16 protein-coding genes are annotated in these 20,110 nt (G+C 45.4%); 3 read left to right on the top strand and 13 right to left on the bottom strand.

Annotated elements, in window-relative coordinates:
- Positions 1–7: 7 nt before the first annotated feature.
- Positions 8–706 carry a 5-bromo-4-chloroindolyl phosphate hydrolysis family protein gene (locus ACSFXN_RS09995; RefSeq protein WP_437149965.1) on the top strand — a complete coding sequence of 233 codons (699 nt, stop codon included), beginning with the start codon at positions 8–10 and terminating at the stop codon, positions 704–706.
- Positions 678–1,853 (top strand): toxic anion resistance protein, encoded by a 1,176-nt coding sequence (locus ACSFXN_RS10000; RefSeq protein WP_437149966.1) that lies wholly within the window; start codon positions 678–680, stop codon positions 1,851–1,853. The genes ACSFXN_RS09995 and ACSFXN_RS10000 overlap by 29 nt, the downstream gene beginning before the upstream one ends.
- Positions 1,854–2,271: 418 nt before the next feature.
- Here the strand turns inward: ACSFXN_RS10000 and ACSFXN_RS10005 are convergent, their stop codons facing one another.
- The 9 genes from ACSFXN_RS10005 to ACSFXN_RS10045 form a co-directional block, all read right to left on the bottom strand.
- Positions 2,272–4,125 carry a vWA domain-containing protein gene (locus tag ACSFXN_RS10005; RefSeq protein WP_437149967.1) on the bottom strand — a complete coding sequence of 618 codons (1,854 nt, stop codon included), beginning with the start codon at positions 4,123–4,125 and terminating at the stop codon, positions 2,272–2,274.
- A 9-nt stretch (positions 4,126–4,134) separates the two neighbouring features.
- Positions 4,135–4,992 (bottom strand): ATP-binding protein, encoded by an 858-nt coding sequence (locus ACSFXN_RS10010; protein WP_437149968.1) that lies wholly within the window; start codon positions 4,990–4,992, stop codon positions 4,135–4,137.
- 151 nt (positions 4,993–5,143) lie between these two features.
- On the bottom strand, positions 5,144–5,350 hold the full coding sequence (locus ACSFXN_RS10015) for a DUF6501 family protein (RefSeq protein ID WP_437149969.1): 207 nt from the start codon (positions 5,348–5,350) through the stop codon (positions 5,144–5,146).
- 59 nt (positions 5,351–5,409) lie between these two features.
- Complete coding sequence (locus ACSFXN_RS10020) at positions 5,410–6,000, bottom strand: DedA family protein (RefSeq protein ID WP_437149970.1); 591 nt, start codon at positions 5,998–6,000, stop codon at positions 5,410–5,412.
- Between the two features lie 381 nt (positions 6,001–6,381).
- Positions 6,382–7,656 (bottom strand): 2-oxoglutarate dehydrogenase complex dihydrolipoyllysine-residue succinyltransferase, encoded by a 1,275-nt coding sequence (gene odhB, locus ACSFXN_RS10025; protein ID WP_437149971.1) that lies wholly within the window; start codon positions 7,654–7,656, stop codon positions 6,382–6,384.
- A gap of 96 nt (positions 7,657–7,752) precedes the next feature.
- Positions 7,753–10,572 (bottom strand): 2-oxoglutarate dehydrogenase E1 component, encoded by a 2,820-nt coding sequence (locus ACSFXN_RS10030; RefSeq protein ID WP_437149972.1) that lies wholly within the window; start codon positions 10,570–10,572, stop codon positions 7,753–7,755.
- Positions 10,573–10,817: 245 nt separating this feature from the next.
- Entirely contained in the window at positions 10,818–12,470 is a 1,653-nt protein-coding gene (locus ACSFXN_RS10035; protein WP_437149973.1) for a diguanylate cyclase domain-containing protein, read from the bottom strand.
- A 15-nt stretch (positions 12,471–12,485) separates the two neighbouring features.
- The gene (gene dapF, locus ACSFXN_RS10040) at positions 12,486–13,442 is read right to left on the bottom strand and encodes a diaminopimelate epimerase (RefSeq protein WP_437149974.1); all 957 of its coding nucleotides are present in this window, start codon (positions 13,440–13,442) and stop codon (positions 12,486–12,488) included.
- Positions 13,443–13,467: 25 nt separating this feature from the next.
- A complete protein-coding gene (locus tag ACSFXN_RS10045) occupies positions 13,468–14,550 on the bottom strand; it encodes an undecaprenyldiphospho-muramoylpentapeptide beta-N-acetylglucosaminyltransferase (RefSeq protein ID WP_437149975.1) in 1,083 nt (360 codons plus the stop codon).
- A gap of 131 nt (positions 14,551–14,681) precedes the next feature.
- Here ACSFXN_RS10045 and ACSFXN_RS10050 point away from each other — a divergent pair, with 131 nt between their 5' ends.
- Positions 14,682–16,031 (top strand): MATE family efflux transporter, encoded by a 1,350-nt coding sequence (locus ACSFXN_RS10050; RefSeq protein ID WP_437149976.1) that lies wholly within the window; start codon positions 14,682–14,684, stop codon positions 16,029–16,031.
- Between the two features lie 433 nt (positions 16,032–16,464).
- Here ACSFXN_RS10050 and ACSFXN_RS10055 read toward each other — a convergent pair whose 3' ends face one another.
- From ACSFXN_RS10055 to deoD, 4 genes are all read right to left on the bottom strand, one after another.
- Entirely contained in the window at positions 16,465–16,704 is a 240-nt protein-coding gene (locus ACSFXN_RS10055) for a hypothetical protein (RefSeq protein WP_437149977.1), read from the bottom strand.
- The gene (locus tag ACSFXN_RS10060; protein ID WP_437149978.1) at positions 16,701–17,582 is read right to left on the bottom strand and encodes a CobW family GTP-binding protein; all 882 of its coding nucleotides are present in this window, start codon (positions 17,580–17,582) and stop codon (positions 16,701–16,703) included. Before ACSFXN_RS10060 ends, ACSFXN_RS10055 begins: the two co-directional genes overlap by 4 nt.
- A 59-nt stretch (positions 17,583–17,641) precedes the next feature.
- The gene (locus tag ACSFXN_RS10065) at positions 17,642–19,171 is read right to left on the bottom strand and encodes a S41 family peptidase (protein WP_437149979.1); all 1,530 of its coding nucleotides are present in this window, start codon (positions 19,169–19,171) and stop codon (positions 17,642–17,644) included.
- 216 nt (positions 19,172–19,387) lie between these two features.
- Entirely contained in the window at positions 19,388–20,092 is a 705-nt protein-coding gene (gene deoD / locus ACSFXN_RS10070) for a purine-nucleoside phosphorylase (protein WP_300993421.1), read from the bottom strand.
- Positions 20,093–20,110 lie beyond the last annotated feature (18 nt).

The following is a 20,110-nucleotide window of genomic DNA, read 5'->3' on the forward strand; positions in this document are numbered from 1 at the left end:
CAGTTTTATGAAGCCTTTTGAAAAATTCATCCAACGGCAGACCGTCAGCCTGCCTCTTATGACAGTCATGTTTCCTGTACTGTACATGGGCGCCGAAATCGGGCTGATTGCTTCAGGAGCAGTGGCCGCCGGAACTTATATCGCCAGTAATGCGACCATCAAACGTGTACAGCATTCATCAGATTCTAAAAAACTTGGCATGACTCGGAGTGAATACAGAAATGTACGGAACCAAGTTAAAGAAGCCAAATTTAAGATAAAGCAATTGCAAAAGAACTCATATCAAGTTCGATCGATTGCCGCTTTCAAACAATTAATGAATATGGCGAAAGTCGCCAATAAAATTGTTGGCCATGTTCAGCAAAATCCCCGAAAGTTTTATTTGGCGGAACCTTTCTTTTATTCGCATCTTGAATCCGCAGTGGAATTGACCCAGAAATACGCTTTGCTTGTTGGACAACCGGTAAAAGACCGCGAATTGAAAGTTGCCCTTCAAGACACGCGCGAAACACTTCATTTGATGAATGACGTGATGGAACGCGATTTGAAAAAAGTGCTGTCAACCGATGTGGAACAGCTGCGGATGGAACTCGATTATGCCCGCTTGACTGTTGATCAGCATAATAACCAAAAATTGCTGGAACAGCGCCCAATTGATAACGAAGGAGACGTGGAACATGACAGAAAATCGATCGAATCAAAGTGAACTTGATGATCTGCTCGGCAATCCTTTTGGCATGGAGCCGGTAAAGCAGGAAGTTAATCTCGCCAAATCCGACGGACAGCCGGTAGCTTTAATGGAACGGCTTACGAAAGATGAACAGGAAAAAGCGCGGGAACTTGCTAAACAGATTCCAGCAGGTAATTATGAAGCTATTTTAACATATGGAGCGAACGCGCAAAACCAGCTGAGCCAATTTTCGCATAAAATGCTGGACCATGTACAATCCAAGGATATCGGCCCGGTCGGAGATGTCTTAAATGATCTGATGAAAAAATTGCAAGAGCTTAACCCGGAAGAATTGTCGCAAAGCAAACGCTCCGGACTGCGCAAATTATTCGCAAAAGCGAAATATTCCGTTCAGGAAATGATGACAAAATACCAAAAGCTGAGCACCCAAGTGGACCGCATCAGCATTCAGCTGGACCATTCAAAACGCGGACTGCTTGAAGACGTCCAGATGCTTGAACAATTATACGATCAGAACAAAACCTATTTTCAGGCGCTGAATGTCTATATTGCGGCTGCCGAGTTGAAACGGGACGAAATTTTAAATGACACCATTCCAGCGCTTCGCCGCCGGGCTGAACAGTCGAATGACCAAATGGCTTACCAGGAAGTCAATGATATGGCACAGTTTTTGGACCGCCTCGAAAAACGCTTATACGATTTGCAATTATCGCGCCAAATCACCATCCAAAGCGCACCGCAAATCCGCATGATCCAGCAGACCAACCAGACACTGGCCGAAAAAATCCAATCGTCGATCATGACTTCGATTCCTTTATGGAAAAACCAGATCGCGATTGCTTTGACGTTGAACCGCCAAATGAAGGCCGTTGAAGCGCAAAAGCAAGTTACTGCTACAACCAACGAGCTTCTGCTTAAAAACTCCGAGATGCTGAAAGTGAATTCCATTGAAACCGCTAAAGAAAATGAACGCGGCATCGTGGAAATCGAGACGCTGAAACAAACTCAGGAAAACTTATTGAATACGATTGAAGAAACTTTGCGCATCCAAGCAGAAGGACGCAAAAACCGCAAAGCCGCTGAACTTGAAATCGGCCGCATGGAAGAAGATTTGAAACAGCGATTGCTGTCGATCCAAGATGACCGCGAAGGCCGCGCATAATTTATCAAACCCCTGAAGCTCAATAGCTTCAGGGGTTTTTTGTGATTAGTTTGCTGGAAATGGAATTCGATTGGGCGTTTGGACAGTATTTTTGTCTGGGCGGACAGTATTGCGCCGTTCCCGGACAGTATTGCAGCAAAATAGGACAGTAAATTCGTTTTCCGGGAACATCCAGCTTCCCTACTAGCCAAAAGCTTGATCGGAAAAGCCCTTCGCGCAAGCACAGAGGGCTCCTTGGCTGGTTTTCGCGCTGCGAAAGCCAGCCGCTTTGGCAGCGACGGCCCATGAAATGGGCTGTTGCTGTTTCAAATCGTATTTTTTCAGTTATTGGTCGAATTTTCTTCGTAACCGAACGTATTTCAGCAGTTGCTGGTCATATTTTTCCGGCTACTGGGCGTATTTCGAAAACAATCCCGTCTTAGCCGGACTGGATCACTAAATGCAATGTCCGCTTCAAGAGCCGCAGCGTCTGCTCAACAAAATGTTCCAGCGAATCGGCACTGACGGATTTATTGCCATACATCATGCGGTAAAAAGCGGCTTGTTCTTCTGTTGTCGGTTCGCTGCTCAAAAACAAGTGCAGCACTTCGATGCCTTGCTTTTTCGCTTCGGAAACCGCATTTGCGGTATCGATGACGCCGTTTTCTGCGTAGTTATAGGCAGAAGGCTCTCCATCGGAAAAGACCAGCATAAAGCGGTGCTTTTCCGTTCTTTTGTTGACCCGGTCGGTCATCCAGCGAATCGCAAAGCCGTCGCGGTTGTCTTCATGCGCTTCCATCGAGACGATTTCCTGCGCGTGGTCCCGGTTGCCGTCTTCAAGCTTGTGCATCCATTCAAAATAATTCGGCTGTGCCGCGTCACTTGCTTCATAAGCATCCTCATAAAACATCACAATATCATGCGGTATGTTCAAACCGCGCAGCACATCATGGAAAAGCAGCACTGCTTGCTTGGTCTCATCCAGTTTATCAATCATGGAAGCAGAGCCGTCAATCAACAGGCAGAAGACCGCATCCAGTTCTTTGGAAGGTGCGGTTTTGCGGTAAAACGGTTTCGGCCGTTCTTCAATCACTAATGGCAACAGGTTCCGAGACAGCCTTCCGGCATTGAGGTTATAGCGGCCATCCTGCCGGCGCTGAATCATGCGCTTTTTCAATTCACGAAGCAATGCCCGTACATACGGGGCTTGTTTTCGGCGCCAGTCTTCAATATTGTCCCGCTGGTTCTGCTGCACTTGAATTCTTTTTTCGGTGTAGACGACTTGATCATTGGCCGAACCGAATTTGCCGCTGGCTTGTTTTGCGGCTTTTTCCGTTTGGCGGTCTGTGGCATCGTTGTCTTCCTGATGGTCTCCACGCGAATCGCCTTTTGCAGTCTGCTGGATTTCTCCAGTGCCTTCCTCTTCCCTGCCGCCTTCTGCATAACTGGAGTCGCCGCGCTCCAGTTCAAACTCCATCGCCGGTGCTTCGGATATTTCCGTTTCCCGGTGCCACGACTGAAACCATTCTTCAATCGTTTCAATTTCTTCTTCCTGGTCGCGCTGCTCGGATTCTATGCCTTCATGGTAGCGGAAAGGCGGTATACTTTCGACCGCTTCACCGAAAGTGTAATAACTATGGACCATGTCTTCTTCGAGCATATACTCCAAGCGCGGAAGCATGTTTTCCACAACTATGGCGCAGTCGCGAGTGGATTTTGCATCAAAGATTCCTGACCATAGAAAGAACAACGGTTTAAAATCATCGCTGCCTGGAACTTCTTCGCCTCTCAATTGCAGATAAGCTGCATTGAGAAATGCATCCGCCAAAAAACCTTTTTGCTTGTTCTGTTTATAGCGGTCTCTGTGGTAATCGCGGTAAATGCTTTCACGGACAGCAAATGCCTCTGCCGTTCCTGGACGCTCTTTGCTGATTTTTTCAATCAGCCGGAATTCTTCGGCACATAGCAACAGCTGCTCTTTTAAATTCGGCAGTTCAGTTGATGCCTTTTTAAACTTGGCCCACGCCCGCATACTGAAATGCCGCCAGAATCCTGCACCAAGGAGATAAATATCCGACAGATATCCGTTCCGTTCAATCTGCTTTGGGCGATGCCGCCAAAAAACGCTGACTGAAACAGACGATTCCGATGGGCGAAACTCGATTAATTGCCTGGTCGTCACTTTCAAATAAGGCGCATCTGCCAAAGCTCCGGCCAGCATTTCCATTTGATGCAGCATTTTCGTATTGATGGTTTCATTATTAAATTGAATAAAACGATTCACTGAAGCCATTTCCTTCACCTACTTCTTCCAAGTATTGGCCAAGTCCATGAATAAATCCCGTTCACTTTCGTCTTCCAGTTTTTCAGCAATGGCGTATTTCACCGCACGCAATGGGTCCATATGCTGTGCTAATGCGGTAGCATCAAGCAAACTTCGGATAGACGCCGCTTCTTCGGACAACAAGCCATTTTCCACTTGTTTCATCAAGTCCGCTGCAAGGTCCAGCATAAATGATTTTAAGGCAGCATCGACATCCGGGAATTCCCGGTTCCATAACTCTTGAAGCTGTTCTCCTGTTAAGTACGGGATAGGATATGCGATAAAACGGTTTTTCAATGCTTCGTTCATCGGTGCTGTACCGATATAGCCTTCATTGATCGCGGCAATGACGCCGAAGTCCGGATGCGCTTCAATGACTTCCCCCGTAAACGGGTTAGTCATCATCCGCCGGTGGTCCAGCGCACTATGCAAAATCGGCAAAGTTTCAGGTTTTGCCATATTGATTTCATCGATATACAGGAAATGCCCTTGCTTCATAGCGGTTACGACCGGCCCTTCCACAAATTCAATGCGGCTCTCGCCACCACGTTGGACCAGTGTCTTAAAGCCAAGCAATGCTTCAGCATCCAAGTCCACTGAGCAGTTGATGCTTTGCATCGGCTGGGAAAAGGTCGACGAAATGCTTTCAGCCAGCTTGGTTTTTCCTGCTCCTGTCGGCCCTTTCAGCAATACCGGCTTTCGCAGCACGACTGCGGAAAGAATATCTTGCCATAGATTTTCATCGGGAGCGATATAACCGCCTTTGCCAATCAATTTTTCATAATCATCGTGTTTGCGTGTTTTTCTGTTTCGGATATCTTGTTCGATCATTGCCATTCTACTTCCCTCTTTCCAAATAAAAAACCGATGAACGATCATCGGCCTGTTTTGTTATTTTAAAATATAAAGTTGCTTTTTGGTTAATTGAAACGCGCTTCCGCTTTTCTCATTGTCCAGCCGTCGGGGCTGAAAAGCCATTTCCACTTTCTTATTCAAAATAGGTTTTATAAAACCCTCCGACTTTGCCTGTGTTATCTATAACGAAAATGAATTCTTCTGTTTCATTTTTCACTTCGTATGTCTTTCCTTCAGTCAGCACATTCGATACAAGGAACTTTTCCGCATTTGTGTGTTTGCATATTACTGTCCGGATTGTTTCTTTTTCGAGCCATTCGTTGTGAATCACAGTCCTCATCCTTTTCTATATGTCTATTCATTTAGTATAAGGAAAAACGGCGGGGATTTCAATTCTCCTTATTTTTTGGAGGCTTTTGATAAAAACAAATACCGAAGCACAACTGCACCGACAATCAGCACTGTTAAGGCTGTCAAAAAGATTTGGAGGTTTTGCAGGATCGATTCGTAGGCATAGGGGAATGTCCGGCCAAGGTTAAAGTAAATGAACATCCAGACAAAACCGGCAGTGTAAGCATATAGCATATACTGCATGAAGGGATAGCGGTTAGCTCCTACGACATACGGCATCGCCCAACGGACGCCTGGCAAGAAAAAGCTGAAGGAAATCGCCATTTTCCCGTGCTTGTCCATGAATTGCGTAAATCTGTCGATTGTACCTTTTAAACGCGTACGATTTAGCCGATCAAGCAGACGTTTGCCCAGCACACGACCGAGGAAATACGCAAATGTGTTGCTGGTGATTAACCCCAAATAAGCAGAGATAAATGCATAAATCGGATTGAAATAGCTGATTTCTGTCAGGACGCCGGAAAAAGAAGCCGCCACTTCGTTAGGCAGCGGCATGCCAAACAGCAGCAGCCAATTGAAAATGAACATGCTGACATAACCATATTTTTGCACCAATTCCATTAAAAATGTTAAGTCCATTGATTCCGCCTGCCTTTATTTCTACTACTTCTATCATGACAAAAAAAAGATGGCCCTGCAACGCAGGACCATCCGTAGTGAAATATAAAAGTGTAAAATTATGGCTAAGCTGTGTAAGCCGCCTGCGCTTTTGTGTGTCTAGCTTCGGTGCCCAGCCTCTCGAGGTCGCTTCAGTCTGACCAGCAATGGCAAAAAGCGCCATTACCGGCCAGACTTCCAGCGCTTGACGGGGCTATATGGGCACCTGCGCTTTTCTAAATTGTCTAGCTGCAAGAGCCAGCTTCTCGGGTCATAAGCCACTCCGGCTGTGCGGCAAAAAGCGCCGCTTCGCCAGATCGTCTTATGCCTGTCGAAGCTGAACGGCTCTTTCCGCTTTTCAAATTAAGATTCTAGCAATAGGTCTTCTGGGTTTTCAATCAAGTCTTTGATCATTTTCAAGAAACCTACAGAATCGCTTCCATCAATTACGCGGTGGTCATAAGAAAGAGCCACGTACATCATTGGACGGATTTCGATTGAATCGCCGATTGCGACAGGGCGTTTTTGGATTGTGTGCATTCCAAGAATCCCTACTTGTGTACCGTTCAAGATTGGAGTAGACATCAATGAACCGAATACACCGCCGTTAGTGATGGTAAATGAACCACCAGTCATGTCAGCGATCGAAAGTTTTTTGTCGCGTGCTTTCTTCGCAAGATCAGCGATGCTTGCTTCGATTTCAGCGAAGTTTTTCTTATCTGTATCACGGACGATCGGCACCACAAGGCCTTCTTCAGTTGAAACAGCGATGCCCACATCAAAGAACTGCTTTAACAAAACATCTGTGCCGTCAAGTTCAGCGTTCACATATGGATATTTTTTAAGTGCAGCAGTGACTGCTTTAGTGAAGAATGACATGAAGCCTAAGCGTGTTCCATCATGATCCTGTTGGAACTTGTCTTTTTTGCGGCTTCTTAATGCCATAACATTTGTCATATCGATTTCGTTGAAAGTAGTTAACATTGCTGTAGATTGGCGCACTTCCAATAAACGCTTCGCAATTGTCTGGCGGCGGCGTGACATTTTCTCACGGATTACGCGGCCAGATTCTTCGTCTGAAGAAGGTGCAGCAGCTTTGGGAGCTTCTGCTTTTTGAGCAGGTGCACTAGCAGCAGCCGGTTGTGAGCCATGAGCTTCCACGTCTTGTACACGTACGCGGCCCATCGGGTCAACCGGAGAAATTGCAGCAAGGTCGATGCCTTTTTCACGAGCCAGTTTACGGGCTGCCGGGCTTGCGATTGTACGGTCGGTTGAAGACTGTTCTTCAACAGCCGGTGCTTTTTCCACCGCTTCCATTGTTGTGCCAGCTCCAGCTGCTGCCGGTTCTTCTGCTTTTGGTGCTGGTGCAGATGCTTCCGGTGCCGGTGCAGCGCTTCCGCCTGAAGCAGCACCTACGATTGCAATCACTTGCCCAACTTCCACAGTGTCGCCTTCTTGAGCCAAATGCTCTTGAACAACGCCCGCTTCTTCAGAAATAACTTCAACGTTTACTTTGTCAGTTTCCAGTTCAACGATGAATTCCCCTTTTTCAACTGTTTCGCCTGGCTGTTTCAGCCATTGTGCGATCGTTCCTTCTGTAATCGATTCTGCTAATTCTGGTACTTTGATTTCTGCCACAAAAAATTCCTCCTTAGATTATCTCGCTGTGATGGACCGGGAAACTTCTGCCCCAGAGACTTAAAGCCGTCTCTTGGGCATCAGTCTAATTGATCCTTAAGCCTGTGCTAATGCTTCGTCTAAAATGCGTGCTTGTTCAACTTTATGCGACTCTCCGTCGCCTTCTGCTGGGCTTGACCGTTTGATGCGTCCATAATAAGCGACATCTTTTCCATTTGCGATATCCCGCAAGTAAGGCTCTGCAAATGTCCAAGAACCCATGTTTTTCGGCTCTTCTTGAACCCATGCAAGTTCTTTGGCGTTCGGATAGCGTTCCACAATCGCCTGAATTTTTTCGGATGGGAAAGGATACAATTGCTCTACTCGGACGATATGAATTCCATCAAAGTCTTTGCCGTCTTTCACCCGCTCTGCCAAGTCGATGGCCATTTTGCCGCTTGCGAATAAAATGCGCTCCACTTTTTTCGCTTTCGTACCCAGACCCGGCTGTTCCAAAACAGTTTGGAAATGGCCCGCTGTCAAGTCTTCAACCTCTGCCCCGACCAATGGATGGCGCAGCAATGATTTCGGCGTCACGATAATGAGTGGGCGGATTGACTCTTCTTCCAGCATTTTCGCTTGTCGGCGAAGAATGTGGAAATAGTTTGCCGCACTTGAAAGGTTTGCAACGGTCCAGTTATTTTCAGCAGCCATCTGCAAATGTCTTTCTAAGCGGGCGCTTGAATGTTCAGGACCCTGCCCTTCAAAACCATGAGGCAAGAGCATGACCAATCCGGATTTTTGGCCCCATTTTGAACGGCCGGCTGATATAAATTGGTCAAACATCATTTGAGCCATATTGGCGAAGTCGCCGTATTGAGCTTCCCAGATAACGAGCGCTTTGTTGTTTTCAACGTTGTAACCATATTCAAATCCAAGAACTGCTGATTCCGTAAGCGGGCTGTTATAAACCACAAACGAAGCTTTAGCTCCTGAGATATGGTGCAACGGAACCAATTCTTGCCCTGTTTTATCATCGTGCAACACCAGGTGGCGATGTGCAAACGTTCCGCGCTGAGCATCTTGCCCAGTTAAACGGATCGGGTTGCCATCCTGTAAAATCGCACCGAATGCAAGGGTTTCTGCATGCGCCCAGTCGATTTTCCCTTTGCCGTTGAACGGATCTTCACGGCGTTTTAGGATTCGCGCCAATTTGCTGAATGCAGAGAAATCACTCGGCCATGTCAGCAATTCTTCGTTCATTTTTGCTAAAGCATCTTTGTCGACACCAGTCGGCACTTCCGGATAACCGTTTGATACCGCTTCTGGAATAATGATTCCGTGAGAATCATCTGATTTGTTTTCTTTCACTTTATCATAAGCAGCCTGCATTTCTTTTTGCGTATCTGCATCCAGCGCTTTGACTTCTTCTGCGGAAAGGACTTGCTCAGAAGAAAGCTGCTGCCCGTAAAGTTCACGCACTGTCGGATGCTGGTGAATTCCGTGGTACATCAATGGATTCGTAACCAGTGGTTCATCCATTTCATTATGGCCGTAGCGGCGGTAGCCGATCAAGTCGATCAAGATGTCTTTGCCGAATTTTTCACGGTATTCGAAAGCGAAACGCGCAACTGCAACTACCGCTTCCGGATCGTCTCCATTGACATGGATAACTGGAACTTCAAATCCTTTGGCCGGATCAGAAGAATAATGAGTCGATCTGGAATCATATTGTTCCGTTGTAAAACCGATTAGGTTGTTGGCGATGATATGAATCGAACCGCCTGTCTGGAAACCTTTGATGCGGCTGTAGTTCAATGTTTCAGTAACGACGCCTTGCCCTGGGAAAGCCGCATCGCCGTGAATGAGAATGGCATATGCTTTTTTCGAATCGATTGGTGCAACCCCTGTGCTGCTGGTTTCTTCTTGTGCCGCACGTGTCTGACCAGCAACTACTGGGCTGACGATTTCCAGATGCGATGGGTTGTAAGCCAGCTTGATGTTTGTCCCATTAGGTGAAGTATAAGCAGCACCCATATGGTATTTTACATCGCCGAACCAGCCTTTAGTAATTTGCAGAGAATTGTCTTCCGGCAGGAAAGGCTCATCCGGAACATGCGCAAAACCGGCAAACATCATTTCATAAGGTTTATTTAGTATATGTGTAAGCACATTTAAACGACCGCGATGAGCCATCCCGATCATAATCTTTTCAGTGCCTTTCGCTTCTGACAAGCGCACCAGTTCATCGATCAGAACAACTAATGTATCGACACCCTCGATGGAAAACCGTTTTTGGCCAACAAAAGTGCGATGCAGGAATTTCTCGAATCCTTCAACATGAGTCAAAAGATTTAAGATCTCTTTTTTCTTATCAGCATCCAATGATGGTTTAAACTCTCCGGCTTCAATTTTAGATTGAATCCAGCTGCGTTCCTGAGGCTGTACAATATGAGAAAATTCAAAAGCAACTTTGTCGGTATACAGGGATTTCAAATAAGAAATCGCTTCTAAACCGTTCGTAATGCCTTGTGGTGCATCATTAAGCAAGAGCGAAACAGGAACTTCTTTCAAATCCTGTTCATTCAAACCGTAAGTCGAAGGTTCTAAACGTGTCGTGTCTTTTGGCTGATCGTTCAGCGGGTAGATATCTGAAGCCAAATGACCATGGGAACGAATGGCTTCTGCCAGCTGAATTGCAGCCAATACTTTTCCGAATTTGTTCGTCTCAATGCCTGCAGCGGCCGTTTCAGCAGGAGCTGCAGCACGTGGAGTCACGTCGATTGGTGGACCGTATTGTCTGAAAAGGTCCGCGAATTCCGGATCAAGCAGTTCCGGAGATTCTTGATAAAGGTCGTACATTTCCATAATATATCCAAGGTTTGGACCGGTGATGGAATTCCATGGGGATTTTGCATCTGAATATTTGCTAGACATTAAAAAACCTCCAGATATTTGCCTTATGGCAGTCACTTTTGTTATATGTGTATCTCCCTTATCTTAGCACGCCTCCCCTTATACATAAAGGAGAATGCGCTTCCAGCAAGGCGGAGAACGAATTTCCATTTCAATCTTACTACTTCCAGAAAAAAAAACAATGATTTTCCGTGAAAATATTCACATAATAAAATTTGAAGCGCTTTCACGATGATTTCGTATGTCAATTAGTCGGAATTCAAGTCCTAAAGCGGGTTTTCCGTATAAAACATTACCTGGTTTTTGCCATTTCTTTTTGCCTCGTACAAAGCATTATCAGCATAAATGACCAGCTGGTCGAAATCCGTCGCTTGTCTTGGATAAAGTGCAATCCCCATCGAAGCAGTCGGTGCGAAATGGCAATCTTGTATTTCCCATCCCTTTTGCAGATTATTTTTTATGCGTTCGACAATTTGGCAGATTTGAAATTCTGCCTGTTCCGAATCGATTCCGGTTAAAGCAATCAAAAATTCATCGCCGCCTATTCGTGCCACCCTATCTTTTTTACGGATACTTTTTTGAATGGCTTGGCCAAACTGATAAAGAAATTCATCGCCTGTATCGTGGCCATACTGGTCATTGATCAACTTGAAATCATCGCCGTCGATAAATAGCACCGCTATCCATTCTTCAGCAGCGTCAACGTTCTTTTTCATACGGGCAAATTCCTGTACTATCGAAATTCTATTCGGCAATTTGGTTAAGCTGTCATGATAAGCCATAAAACGGAGCTGCTCTTCAAGTTCTTTCCGGTCCGTAATATCAAACAATATGCCGAGAACCTGGAAAATTTGGCCGTCAACATCAATCAACGGTATTAGAGTGGCATCTACCCAAAAACCTTCCCTTGTCTTTTTCAGGCTTTTCAATTCACCGCGCCAGATTGAACCGCTCAAGATTTTCTGCTGTATTTTTTCATATTGCTCTATCGATGAAACTGATGTGCCGATCTCATTGATATCCATCCCGATCAACTCGTGAATTTCATAACCGGTAATTTGCTTGAAATTCTCATTGGCAAATTGAATTATTCCATCTGGCTCCCAAATCGCAACAGATGCTGCATAATTTAACGCGACTTTATAGCTTTCCAGAATATTTACAGTTTTTTTCAATTCTTCTTTCAGCTTCGCTACTTTGGTCAATTCCCTCATAACAATTTGAAATGCCCGGATCTTGCCATTTTCTATAATTGGAGTATAGATGCCGGAAAACTCATGATTTGTTCCATCGCTTTTTTGGTAAGTGAAAACAGCTGAGTGAACAGGCTGGCCAATTTCATACGCATCGAGACGCTGTTTCATTTCTTTAAACATTTTCTTGATGGCAATGGGCAAATCATCAAATGATTTGCCCATCCAGTCTTCCTTGCTGAATCCAAATGCCGTTTCATAAGCAGGATTTATATCAAGAATCGTGTAATCCGACGTAATCATCAGCATAGGGTCAATCGTATTTTGAATCAGTGATTGATAAAATATATAATCTTCTTCTGCTTTTTTCTGGCGCGACACGTTTTTGGAAACCGCCAATACATAGATTTCTCCATTCGCATAAATCGGAGTCAAGTGATTTTCAATGGCTGTTTTTTCTAAACTGAATAAATTATAGTCGCGGTAAGTGTGGCTGGTTTTCTTGGTTATGGCTGTTTCGTACTGTTTTTTAATTTCCGTTGCAAGGTCTTGCGGCAAAATTTCATCTATCGTCAGGCCGACCAGATTTCTTCGGAAAATTTTTTCGCATCTGTCGTTGATATATTCATAGATAAAAGTATCACCTGTTTTCCTTAGAAAAAAGACAATGTCCTCTGAATGTCCGTATAACAGGTTTAATTGCTCTGCTGTAAAAGGGGCCGCCATGCACATCTCTCTTTTCTATTTCACGAACTGTTCTGTTACCGATGAAGTTCGTTCTATGAATTTCTCGTAAAGCGCCTGCTCCTGCAAGGGTTCAGACGACAAGAACCCGCTTTCCGCATCGTCTTCCTGCCACTCAAAACGGTGAGTCGACAAATACGTCGCATTGCCGGTCAATCGCAAGCTGAAGCTGTCCCCTTCTTTTGCGACGGAACATTTGACCATTCCACCCGGATTATAGACATTCACGTCCCCGTATGGAGCAAGGCCAGCAAGGCAGCTGACAAGAGCGGAAGCCGTCATCGCCGTGCCGCATGCATTCGTGAAGCCGACACCGCGTTCAAAAGTTTTAACAAAAATGCCGTCTTCCACTTTTGTGACGTAGCTGACATTGACGCCGTCTGAGAAATACTCATTTGGCCCATTGAAATATTCCGCCCATTTTTGCTGATGCGCCGGATTGGTCTGGTATTCAGCCGGCACAATGCCGATTAAATGGGGATTCGGCACTGCCACTGCTGTATATGAAATCTCTTCGGAAACAAAAGGCAGCGGCTTCAACAGCCATTCCGATTCTCCGTCATATGCCATTGGCAGATCTGCCAGCTGGAATGAAACCGGCGAAATTTCAACCGCATACATCGCAATCCCGTCCTGCTCAGTCTGTTCTTTTTTTACATGGAGCGAGGCTTTCATCGTTTCAATTACCCCTTCTTCCAAACCATCCCGCTCACAGACATAACGGGCGACACAGCGCAGCCCGTTGCCGCACATGGAAGCTTCAGAGCCATCGCGGTTGATGACCCGCATTTTGGCATTAGCCGTTTCGGATGGCAGAACAACCAGCAAGCCGTCCGTTTGGGGGTCGAGTGATGCCAGCTTAAGCGTCAGTTCTTCGTAATCATTGCGTTCAGCACCATCAAGCATATAAAAAGTATTCATCGAACCATGAACTTTATAAAGTGAAAATTCCATTGTGCCCACCTCTTGCGTATGAAGTTTATTTTTTCTTTGTATAAGATGTAACCAACTTAGCCATTTCATAAGCCGTTTTCGGCGGTTCTGCCAGCGTCATGTTTTCAACAAGCAGCTCTTCATGCAGATGCAGCTTTTTCATTTCTTCAAAAAAGCGTTCTGGGCTTAGATCTTCTTCTTCCACCACATGGGCAAACCCTTGCTGCTTAAATAATTGGGCATTCAAAATCTGATCGCCGCGGCTTTGCTGTTTGGATAAAGGAATTAGCAGCATCGGTTTTTTAAGTGCCAAAAATTCAAAAATTGAATTCGAACCGGCACGTGAAACCACAAAGTCCGTCATGTGCAGCAGATGCGGCAATTCGCTGGTTACGTATTCAAATTGGCAATAATTCGGAACGTTTTTCAGGTTGTCGTCCACATTGCCTTTTCCGCATAAATGGATGACATTGTATTCCGCCAAAAGCGCCGTTAAATTTGTGCGGATCGCTTCATTGATCACTGCAGAACCTTGGCTGCCTCCCATGACCAATAAAATCGGATAGTCATTATCAAATTTGCAAAGCTCTTTCCCGATTTCTGCAGAGCCTTGCATTAATTCGCTGCGGATTACCGAGCCGGTGCACGTCGATTTTTCTTTCGGCAAATGCTTTAAGGTTTCTGTGAATACTGTAAAGATATGATCGGCGAATGGCATTGCAATTTTGTTTGCCAAGCCAGGCGTCACATCAGATTCGTGAATGATGACCGGAACTGACATGGCTCTTCCAGCCATCGCGACCGGCACCGAAACAAAACCGCCTTTTGAAAAAATGGCCGCCGGTTTGGTTTTCCGGATGATGTTAAGCGCTTGGAAAAAGCCTGTTCCGACACGGAACGGATCTGTGAAATTTTTCATTGAAAAATAACGGCGCAATTTTCCGCTTGCTATTGGATGGTATGCAACTTCCGGATGTCCATCTTTGATCAATTCACTTTCAATGCCGTCTTTTGAGCCGATGTATTCTACATTAAAATTCATTTTCAACAATTCCGGAATCAATGCCTGGTTCAGCGATACGTGTCCCGCTGTTCCTCCTCCGGTTAATAAGATCGTTCTTTTATTCATTTCTTGGCCTACTCTCTATTGTCTTAAAATTGCACATTCATCTTTTCGGAAGCGTTCTGCCGCCCCGCGTCTTCTATGCTATACTTATTTTTATTTGTTTAAATTGCTAATGGATTACTGGAGGACGGAACATGTTTGAAACGAAGACAAAAGCGGAAAAATTTCGGATGCTGATTAAAATTGTTTTTCCGATTCTAGTTACGCAAGTGGCGATGTACTTAGTCACATTTTTTGATATTTATATGACTGCCCGTTACAGCACTGAAGATCTGGCAGGCGTTTCGATCGGTTCCTCTTTTTGGGTGCCAGTTTATATCGGACTAGCAGGAATCCTCATGTCCATCACTCCAATTGTAGCACAATTAATGGGCGCCAAGAAAAAAGAAGAAGTAAAAGATGCGGTCCAGCAGGGAATTTATCTGGCGGTCATTTTAGCGGTGATTGTTTTCATCTTTTTCTTTTTTAGTATTGAACCTCTTCTCAGCCTGATTAATTTAGAGCCGGCTGTTGCGTCAGTAGCGAAACATTATATTTTCGCCATGAGTTTCGGGCTCATCCCTTTATTTGTTTATAATGCGCTGCGCAGCTATATTGACGCGCTCGGCTCGACACGCATTTCCATGGTCATCTCATTGCTGTCGGCCCCAATCAATGTATTCTTCAATTACCTGCTGATCTATGGCAACTTCGGTTTTCCGGAACTCGGAGGCGTCGGTGCCGGTTATGGCTCAGCCATTACCTATTGGCTCGTGATGTTGATCGCCGTCTGGATCATCCATACGCGAAAACCGTTTAAGTCATTCAATATTTTCCGGGGATGGGCTAAGCTGTCGTTCACCCGGCTCCGCGAAATCAGCCTGATTGGCGTCCCGATCGGCATTGCCATCTTTGCAGAAACCAGTATTTTCTCAGCTGTCACGCTGATGATGAGCACGTATGGCACGATTACGATTGCTGCGCACCAAATTGCCATCAATTTCACTTCACTGCTGTATATGCTGCCGCTCAGCATATCAATGGGAGCGACAATCCTGGTCGGCTTTGAAGTCGGGGCAAAACGATTCAATGATGCCAGGCAATACAGTTGGATCAGCGTGGCAGCCGCTGTCGGATTTAGCTTTGTTTCCGCATTTATCCTGTTTTCAATGCGCCATCAAATTGCCGGGTTATATACATCAGACCCCGCTGTTATCCAGTTAGCTGTACAATTCCTGATTTTCGCCGCGCTGTTCCAATTATCAGATGCCGTACAAGCTCCAGTGCAAGGAGCTCTTCGCGGCTACAAGGATGTCAACATCACTTTTGTCATGGCGCTGATTTCGTATTGGGTCATCGGTTTGCCGGTCGGCTACCTTCTTTCAAGTTTTACCGGCTTCGAAGCATTCGGGTATTGGATCGGCTTAATCGCCGGATTGACTGCCGGGGCCATTACGTTATCGTTCCGGCTTAATGTTATACAAAAAAAGATTGCAGCTCAATGAGCTGCAATCTTTTAGAATGTCGAGAAACTCGTATGTTCTTTTTTCATTTCGCTCCAGGGCGGACGCTTTCCGTGGGGTGTGGCCCTAAGCCTCCTCGCTCGCTGACGCTCCCTGCGGGGTCTCAGGACTCACACTATTCCCACAGGAGTCGCCGCCTTCCGCTACATTCAGTTCGCTTTTATCCCTTTTAGAGACGCTCTAAAAGTGTGACAGTTCAAGAAAACCCTCTCCTGTTTGTTCCTGCTCTCCAGATATGAAGCCAACCGGCGGAGACGCCTGCGGGATAGCGAGACAGCCGAGACCCTGCAGGAGCGTTAGCGACGAAGCGGCTTGGCGCTCGCCCGCGGCAAGCGCAGCTGGTTGGCGGAATATCGGTTAAGGCATGACTACTAATACAAATTTTAACTTTCTCAACAAATAAAAAGATTGCGGCTCACAGAGCCGCAATCTTTTTATATAGCATCGATAAAGCTGTTTTTTCTTCTTCCGTCAAAAAGGATTGTTCGATGCGCGTTAAAGCGATGTCCAATTTTTCCTGCTTTGTTTTCCGGACTCTCGGGTGCGTCAGTTCATCATTCAGTTCAATCAGGATTTTCTGCTCCAGCTGTTCTTGGCTGGTGATTGCATCCACGTCGTTCCGGTTCGGCCATAATTTCTGGTAAGCTTCAATCATGGCAGCTCAATCCCATCGAGGTTTTCTCCAATAACAACAATCTGCGTCCGCATCTTCAAGTATTCCGGCAGCCATTGCGCCATGCCGTATGCATATTGGAAGGCATGCGGGTATTTGTCTCCTTCAAGCGGCACATAGCCTTTAATCCGGAAAACTGAATCCGGCAGTGAACGCAGCCACTCTTCGAAAATTTCACGTTTTACCGGTTGTTGAAAATCGAAAACTTTTGTATTCAGATTTAATTTTGATACAGGCGCTTTTTCTACGGTTCCTGTTTGAGCGGCGGAAATTTTCTGCAGCGCCGAAAAAGGAACTTTAGACTGCACCGTTTGAATAATTTGCGCAGCCGGGTTTAATCCCTGCACTTCAAATGTCACTTTCGCCTGTTCCGCTTCGGTCAATAAATCCATTTTATTGGCTAATATCAAGTCAGCATGCCGGATTTGCTCCAGATACAACGAGCGGATTTGAGGAGACAGTTTATCGCGGTCGAGCCAGCGTTTGCTGTCAGCAACCGTAATAATTCCCTTAAACGTTAAACGCTCGGCAAAAAGCGGTGAAAAGATAGCGTCTAATGCTTCGACCGGATGGGCAGCACCCGTTGTTTCAATCAACAGCACGTCAAAGTCTTCTTCTGCCATCAATGTTTGCAGTTGCGCTTCTGATTTTTCAGACCCGGTACAGCAGATGCAGCCATCCAAAAGCTCTTTCAGCGGCACACCGTCTTCTACTGCGTCTGAATCGAAATTCATTTCGCCCAGTTCGTTCATAAATACTGCCGGTTTGAGTCCCGCATCTTTCGCTTGCTGAATCACTTGCTTTAATAATGTGGTTTTTCCGCTCCCTAAAAACCCGCTAAATAAATAAACGTCAATCATCAAATATCCCTCCATTTATATGCCGTAAGAAAAGGCCCGCAAATTGCGGACCTTTTTTGTTATTCTTTCGGTTCTTCTTCAGATGATTCTTCAGAAGTTCCAGCTTTAATGCCAGCTTCTTCCATTACAAGTTTTTTCGCTGCCAGAAGCTGAGGATCTTCTTTGTCGATTTTTTCGCCCAAAGCTTTCATGATAGCGAATGTCGTATCTTCAGTCACGATGCCGGTTGCTTCAAGTTCCTGGTCTTCCTGGAATTGTTCAACCGCTTCGGTCATATTCTCTTCATAAACGCCGTCCACTTTGCCTACTTTATAGCCAAGCGCCACCAGCATTTGTTCTGCAACTTTGACTTGCTCCGAAATCGTGCCGTCTTTCAATTCAAGTGAGGAATCCAATACTGGCAATGAAGCGTATTCCGGGTACGCCACTTCAACATCCGGCACAATCCCTTTTTCATGAATCCAATTGCCATCAGGCGTCAGCCATTTAGCAGTAGTGAATTTTAAATTAGAACCGTCAGCCAGATCATTCGCTGTCTGTACTGTGCCTTTTCCAAAAGTTTTTTCGCCGACCAGTTTGATATCGGCTGATTCACTCATCGCTCCCGCTAAAATCTCGGAAGCAGAAGCACTGCCGCCGTCAATCAATAACGTCACAGGCACTTTCACTTTTGTGCTCGGAGAAGACATGTAGATTTCCGGTTCTTCGCCTTTGGCTTGGACTTCGAACATTTCTTTTCCTTCCTCAATGAACAAGTTGGAAATATCCAATGCTGTTGTCAGCAAGCCGCCCGGGTTTTGACGGACATCCATCACCATTGCTTTCATGCCTTTTGCTTCCATATCGCTGATCGCTTTCAGCAATTCATCTGAAGTGTTTTCAGAAAAGCTGGTTATTTGGATATGCGCCACTCCGTCGCCAATCATTTCGGCATACACCGTTTCAATCGGAATTTCATCGCGTGTAATTTTGACTTCCAGCGGTTCAGCCATTTCGCCGCGCTGAATCGTCAACGCCACTTCGGTTCCTTTTTCGCCGCGGATCAGCATAACGGCTTCACTAGCACTGAATCCTTGAATGCTTTCTCCATCGACTTTAAGAATTTTGTCGCCTGGTTTTAATCCTGCTTTTTCAGCCGGAGAGTTTTTTATTGGTGACACGATATTGATAAAGCCGTTACGCTCTTGTATTTCTGCACCGATTCCTTGGAAACTGGAGGAAATGCCTTGCGTAAACTGGGCTGCTTCTTCTTCATTCATATAATCAGAATATGGATCTCCCAGAGATTCAACCATACCGTTGATGGCACCATTGATCAGCACATTGGTGTCTACTTCTTCGTAATATTCCTGCTGTACTTGATCGTAGGCTGCATATAACTTTTCGAATTCACGGCGTTCCGGGGAATTAACTTCCACAGCCTTTTCATCTCCGAAAGTTAAAGCAAATATAGTCAATCCTGCTGTACATAATATCAAGGTGAAGACAAGCATGATAAAATAGAATGTTTTCATCCGGATAAAATGGGCAGGCGCTTCTTCAACAGGCGGAATTTGTTCGTGATTTTCGCCTGGACGCTTTTCATCCATTTCTTTCACCACTTTCATAGTCGAGCTTAAAGCTGTATCGATTTTATCAGGCTTTTGAAAAAATTAAAAGAAAAAGACTGTCAAGACAGTCTTTTCGTTTCACCAAACATTAACGGAACCAACAGCTCTGCAGTTAAGCAGAAATCAGCTGTCCGTTAAAAACCATAGGTTCAACTGGCAGCCAAGAGCATTAGAAACGCTTGGCTGAGTTTACTTTTACTCTTGGATAGCTGCTTCTAATGCTACAACGATCATATCGTTAAACGTTGTCTGGCGTTCTTCGGAAGTCGTCACTTCACCAGTCAGCAAGTGGTCGCTCACTGTCAGGATAGACAATGCCTGGCGGCCATATTTGGCAGCCAATGTATAAAGTGCTGCAGATTCCATTTCAAGCCCAAGAATTCCGTACTGAGCCCATTTTTCGTGTTCTGCATAGTCATTGTAGAAAACATCTTCTGTAAAGACATTGCCCACGCGCAGTTTCAAGCCTTTTTCCAAACCTGCATTATAAGCTTTCAACAACAAATCAAAATTGGCCGTTGGCGCATAATCAATGCCGCCGAAAATAAGTTCATTCATTTTTGAATCTGATGAAGCACTTTGTGCAATGATAACGTCACGAACTTTGACATCTTTGTGAATAGAACCGCAAGTGCCGACGCGGATCAATTTTTGCACATCGTATTCGTTCATCAATTCAGTAACATAGATGGAAATCGAAGGTGCTCCCATTCCTGTCCCTTGAACAGAAATCCGTTTCCCTTTGTATGTACCTGTATAGCCGAACATGTTGCGGACTTCGTTATAAAGTACAGCATCCTCTAGGAAGTTTTCCGCAATGTATTTCGCACGGAGCGGATCTCCAGGAAGTAAAATCGTATCGGCGATATCGCCTTTTTTTGCATTAATATGAACGCTCATCATAAAACCTCACTTTAA

Source organism: Planococcus sp. 1R117A (assembly GCF_051417975.1).
GTDB lineage: Bacteria > Bacillota > Bacilli > Bacillales_A > Planococcaceae > Planococcus > Planococcus shenhongbingii.

Excerpts from the sequence above, each read along its gene's own strand:
- ACSFXN_RS09995 (WP_437149965.1), top strand. The coding sequence starts at position 8 with ATGAAGCCTTTTGAAAAATTCATCCAACGGCAGACCGTCAGCCTGCCT.
- ACSFXN_RS10000 (WP_437149966.1), top strand. The coding sequence starts at position 678 with ATGACAGAAAATCGATCGAATCAAAGTGAACTTGATGATCTGCTCGGC.
- ACSFXN_RS10005 (WP_437149967.1), bottom strand. The coding sequence starts at position 4,125 with ATGGCTTCAGTGAATCGTTTTATTCAATTTAATAATGAAACCATCAAT.
- ACSFXN_RS10010 (WP_437149968.1), bottom strand. The coding sequence starts at position 4,992 with ATGGCAATGATCGAACAAGATATCCGAAACAGAAAAACACGCAAACAC.
- ACSFXN_RS10015 (WP_437149969.1), bottom strand. The coding sequence starts at position 5,350 with ATGAGGACTGTGATTCACAACGAATGGCTCGAAAAAGAAACAATCCGG.
- ACSFXN_RS10020 (WP_437149970.1), bottom strand. The coding sequence starts at position 6,000 with ATGGACTTAACATTTTTAATGGAATTGGTGCAAAAATATGGTTATGTC.
- ACSFXN_RS10030 (WP_437149972.1), bottom strand. The coding sequence starts at position 10,572 with ATGTCTAGCAAATATTCAGATGCAAAATCCCCATGGAATTCCATCACC.
- ACSFXN_RS10035 (WP_437149973.1), bottom strand. The coding sequence starts at position 12,470 with ATGGCGGCCCCTTTTACAGCAGAGCAATTAAACCTGTTATACGGACAT.
- dapF (WP_437149974.1), bottom strand. The coding sequence starts at position 13,442 with ATGGAATTTTCACTTTATAAAGTTCATGGTTCGATGAATACTTTTTAT.
- ACSFXN_RS10045 (WP_437149975.1), bottom strand. The coding sequence starts at position 14,550 with ATGAATAAAAGAACGATCTTATTAACCGGAGGAGGAACAGCGGGACAC.
- ACSFXN_RS10050 (WP_437149976.1), top strand. The coding sequence starts at position 14,682 with ATGTTTGAAACGAAGACAAAAGCGGAAAAATTTCGGATGCTGATTAAA.
- ACSFXN_RS10055 (WP_437149977.1), bottom strand. The coding sequence starts at position 16,704 with ATGATTGAAGCTTACCAGAAATTATGGCCGAACCGGAACGACGTGGAT.
- ACSFXN_RS10060 (WP_437149978.1), bottom strand. The coding sequence starts at position 17,582 with ATGATTGACGTTTATTTATTTAGCGGGTTTTTAGGGAGCGGAAAAACC.
- ACSFXN_RS10065 (WP_437149979.1), bottom strand. The coding sequence starts at position 19,171 with ATGGATGAAAAGCGTCCAGGCGAAAATCACGAACAAATTCCGCCTGTT.
- deoD (WP_300993421.1), bottom strand. The coding sequence starts at position 20,092 with ATGAGCGTTCATATTAATGCAAAAAAAGGCGATATCGCCGATACGATT.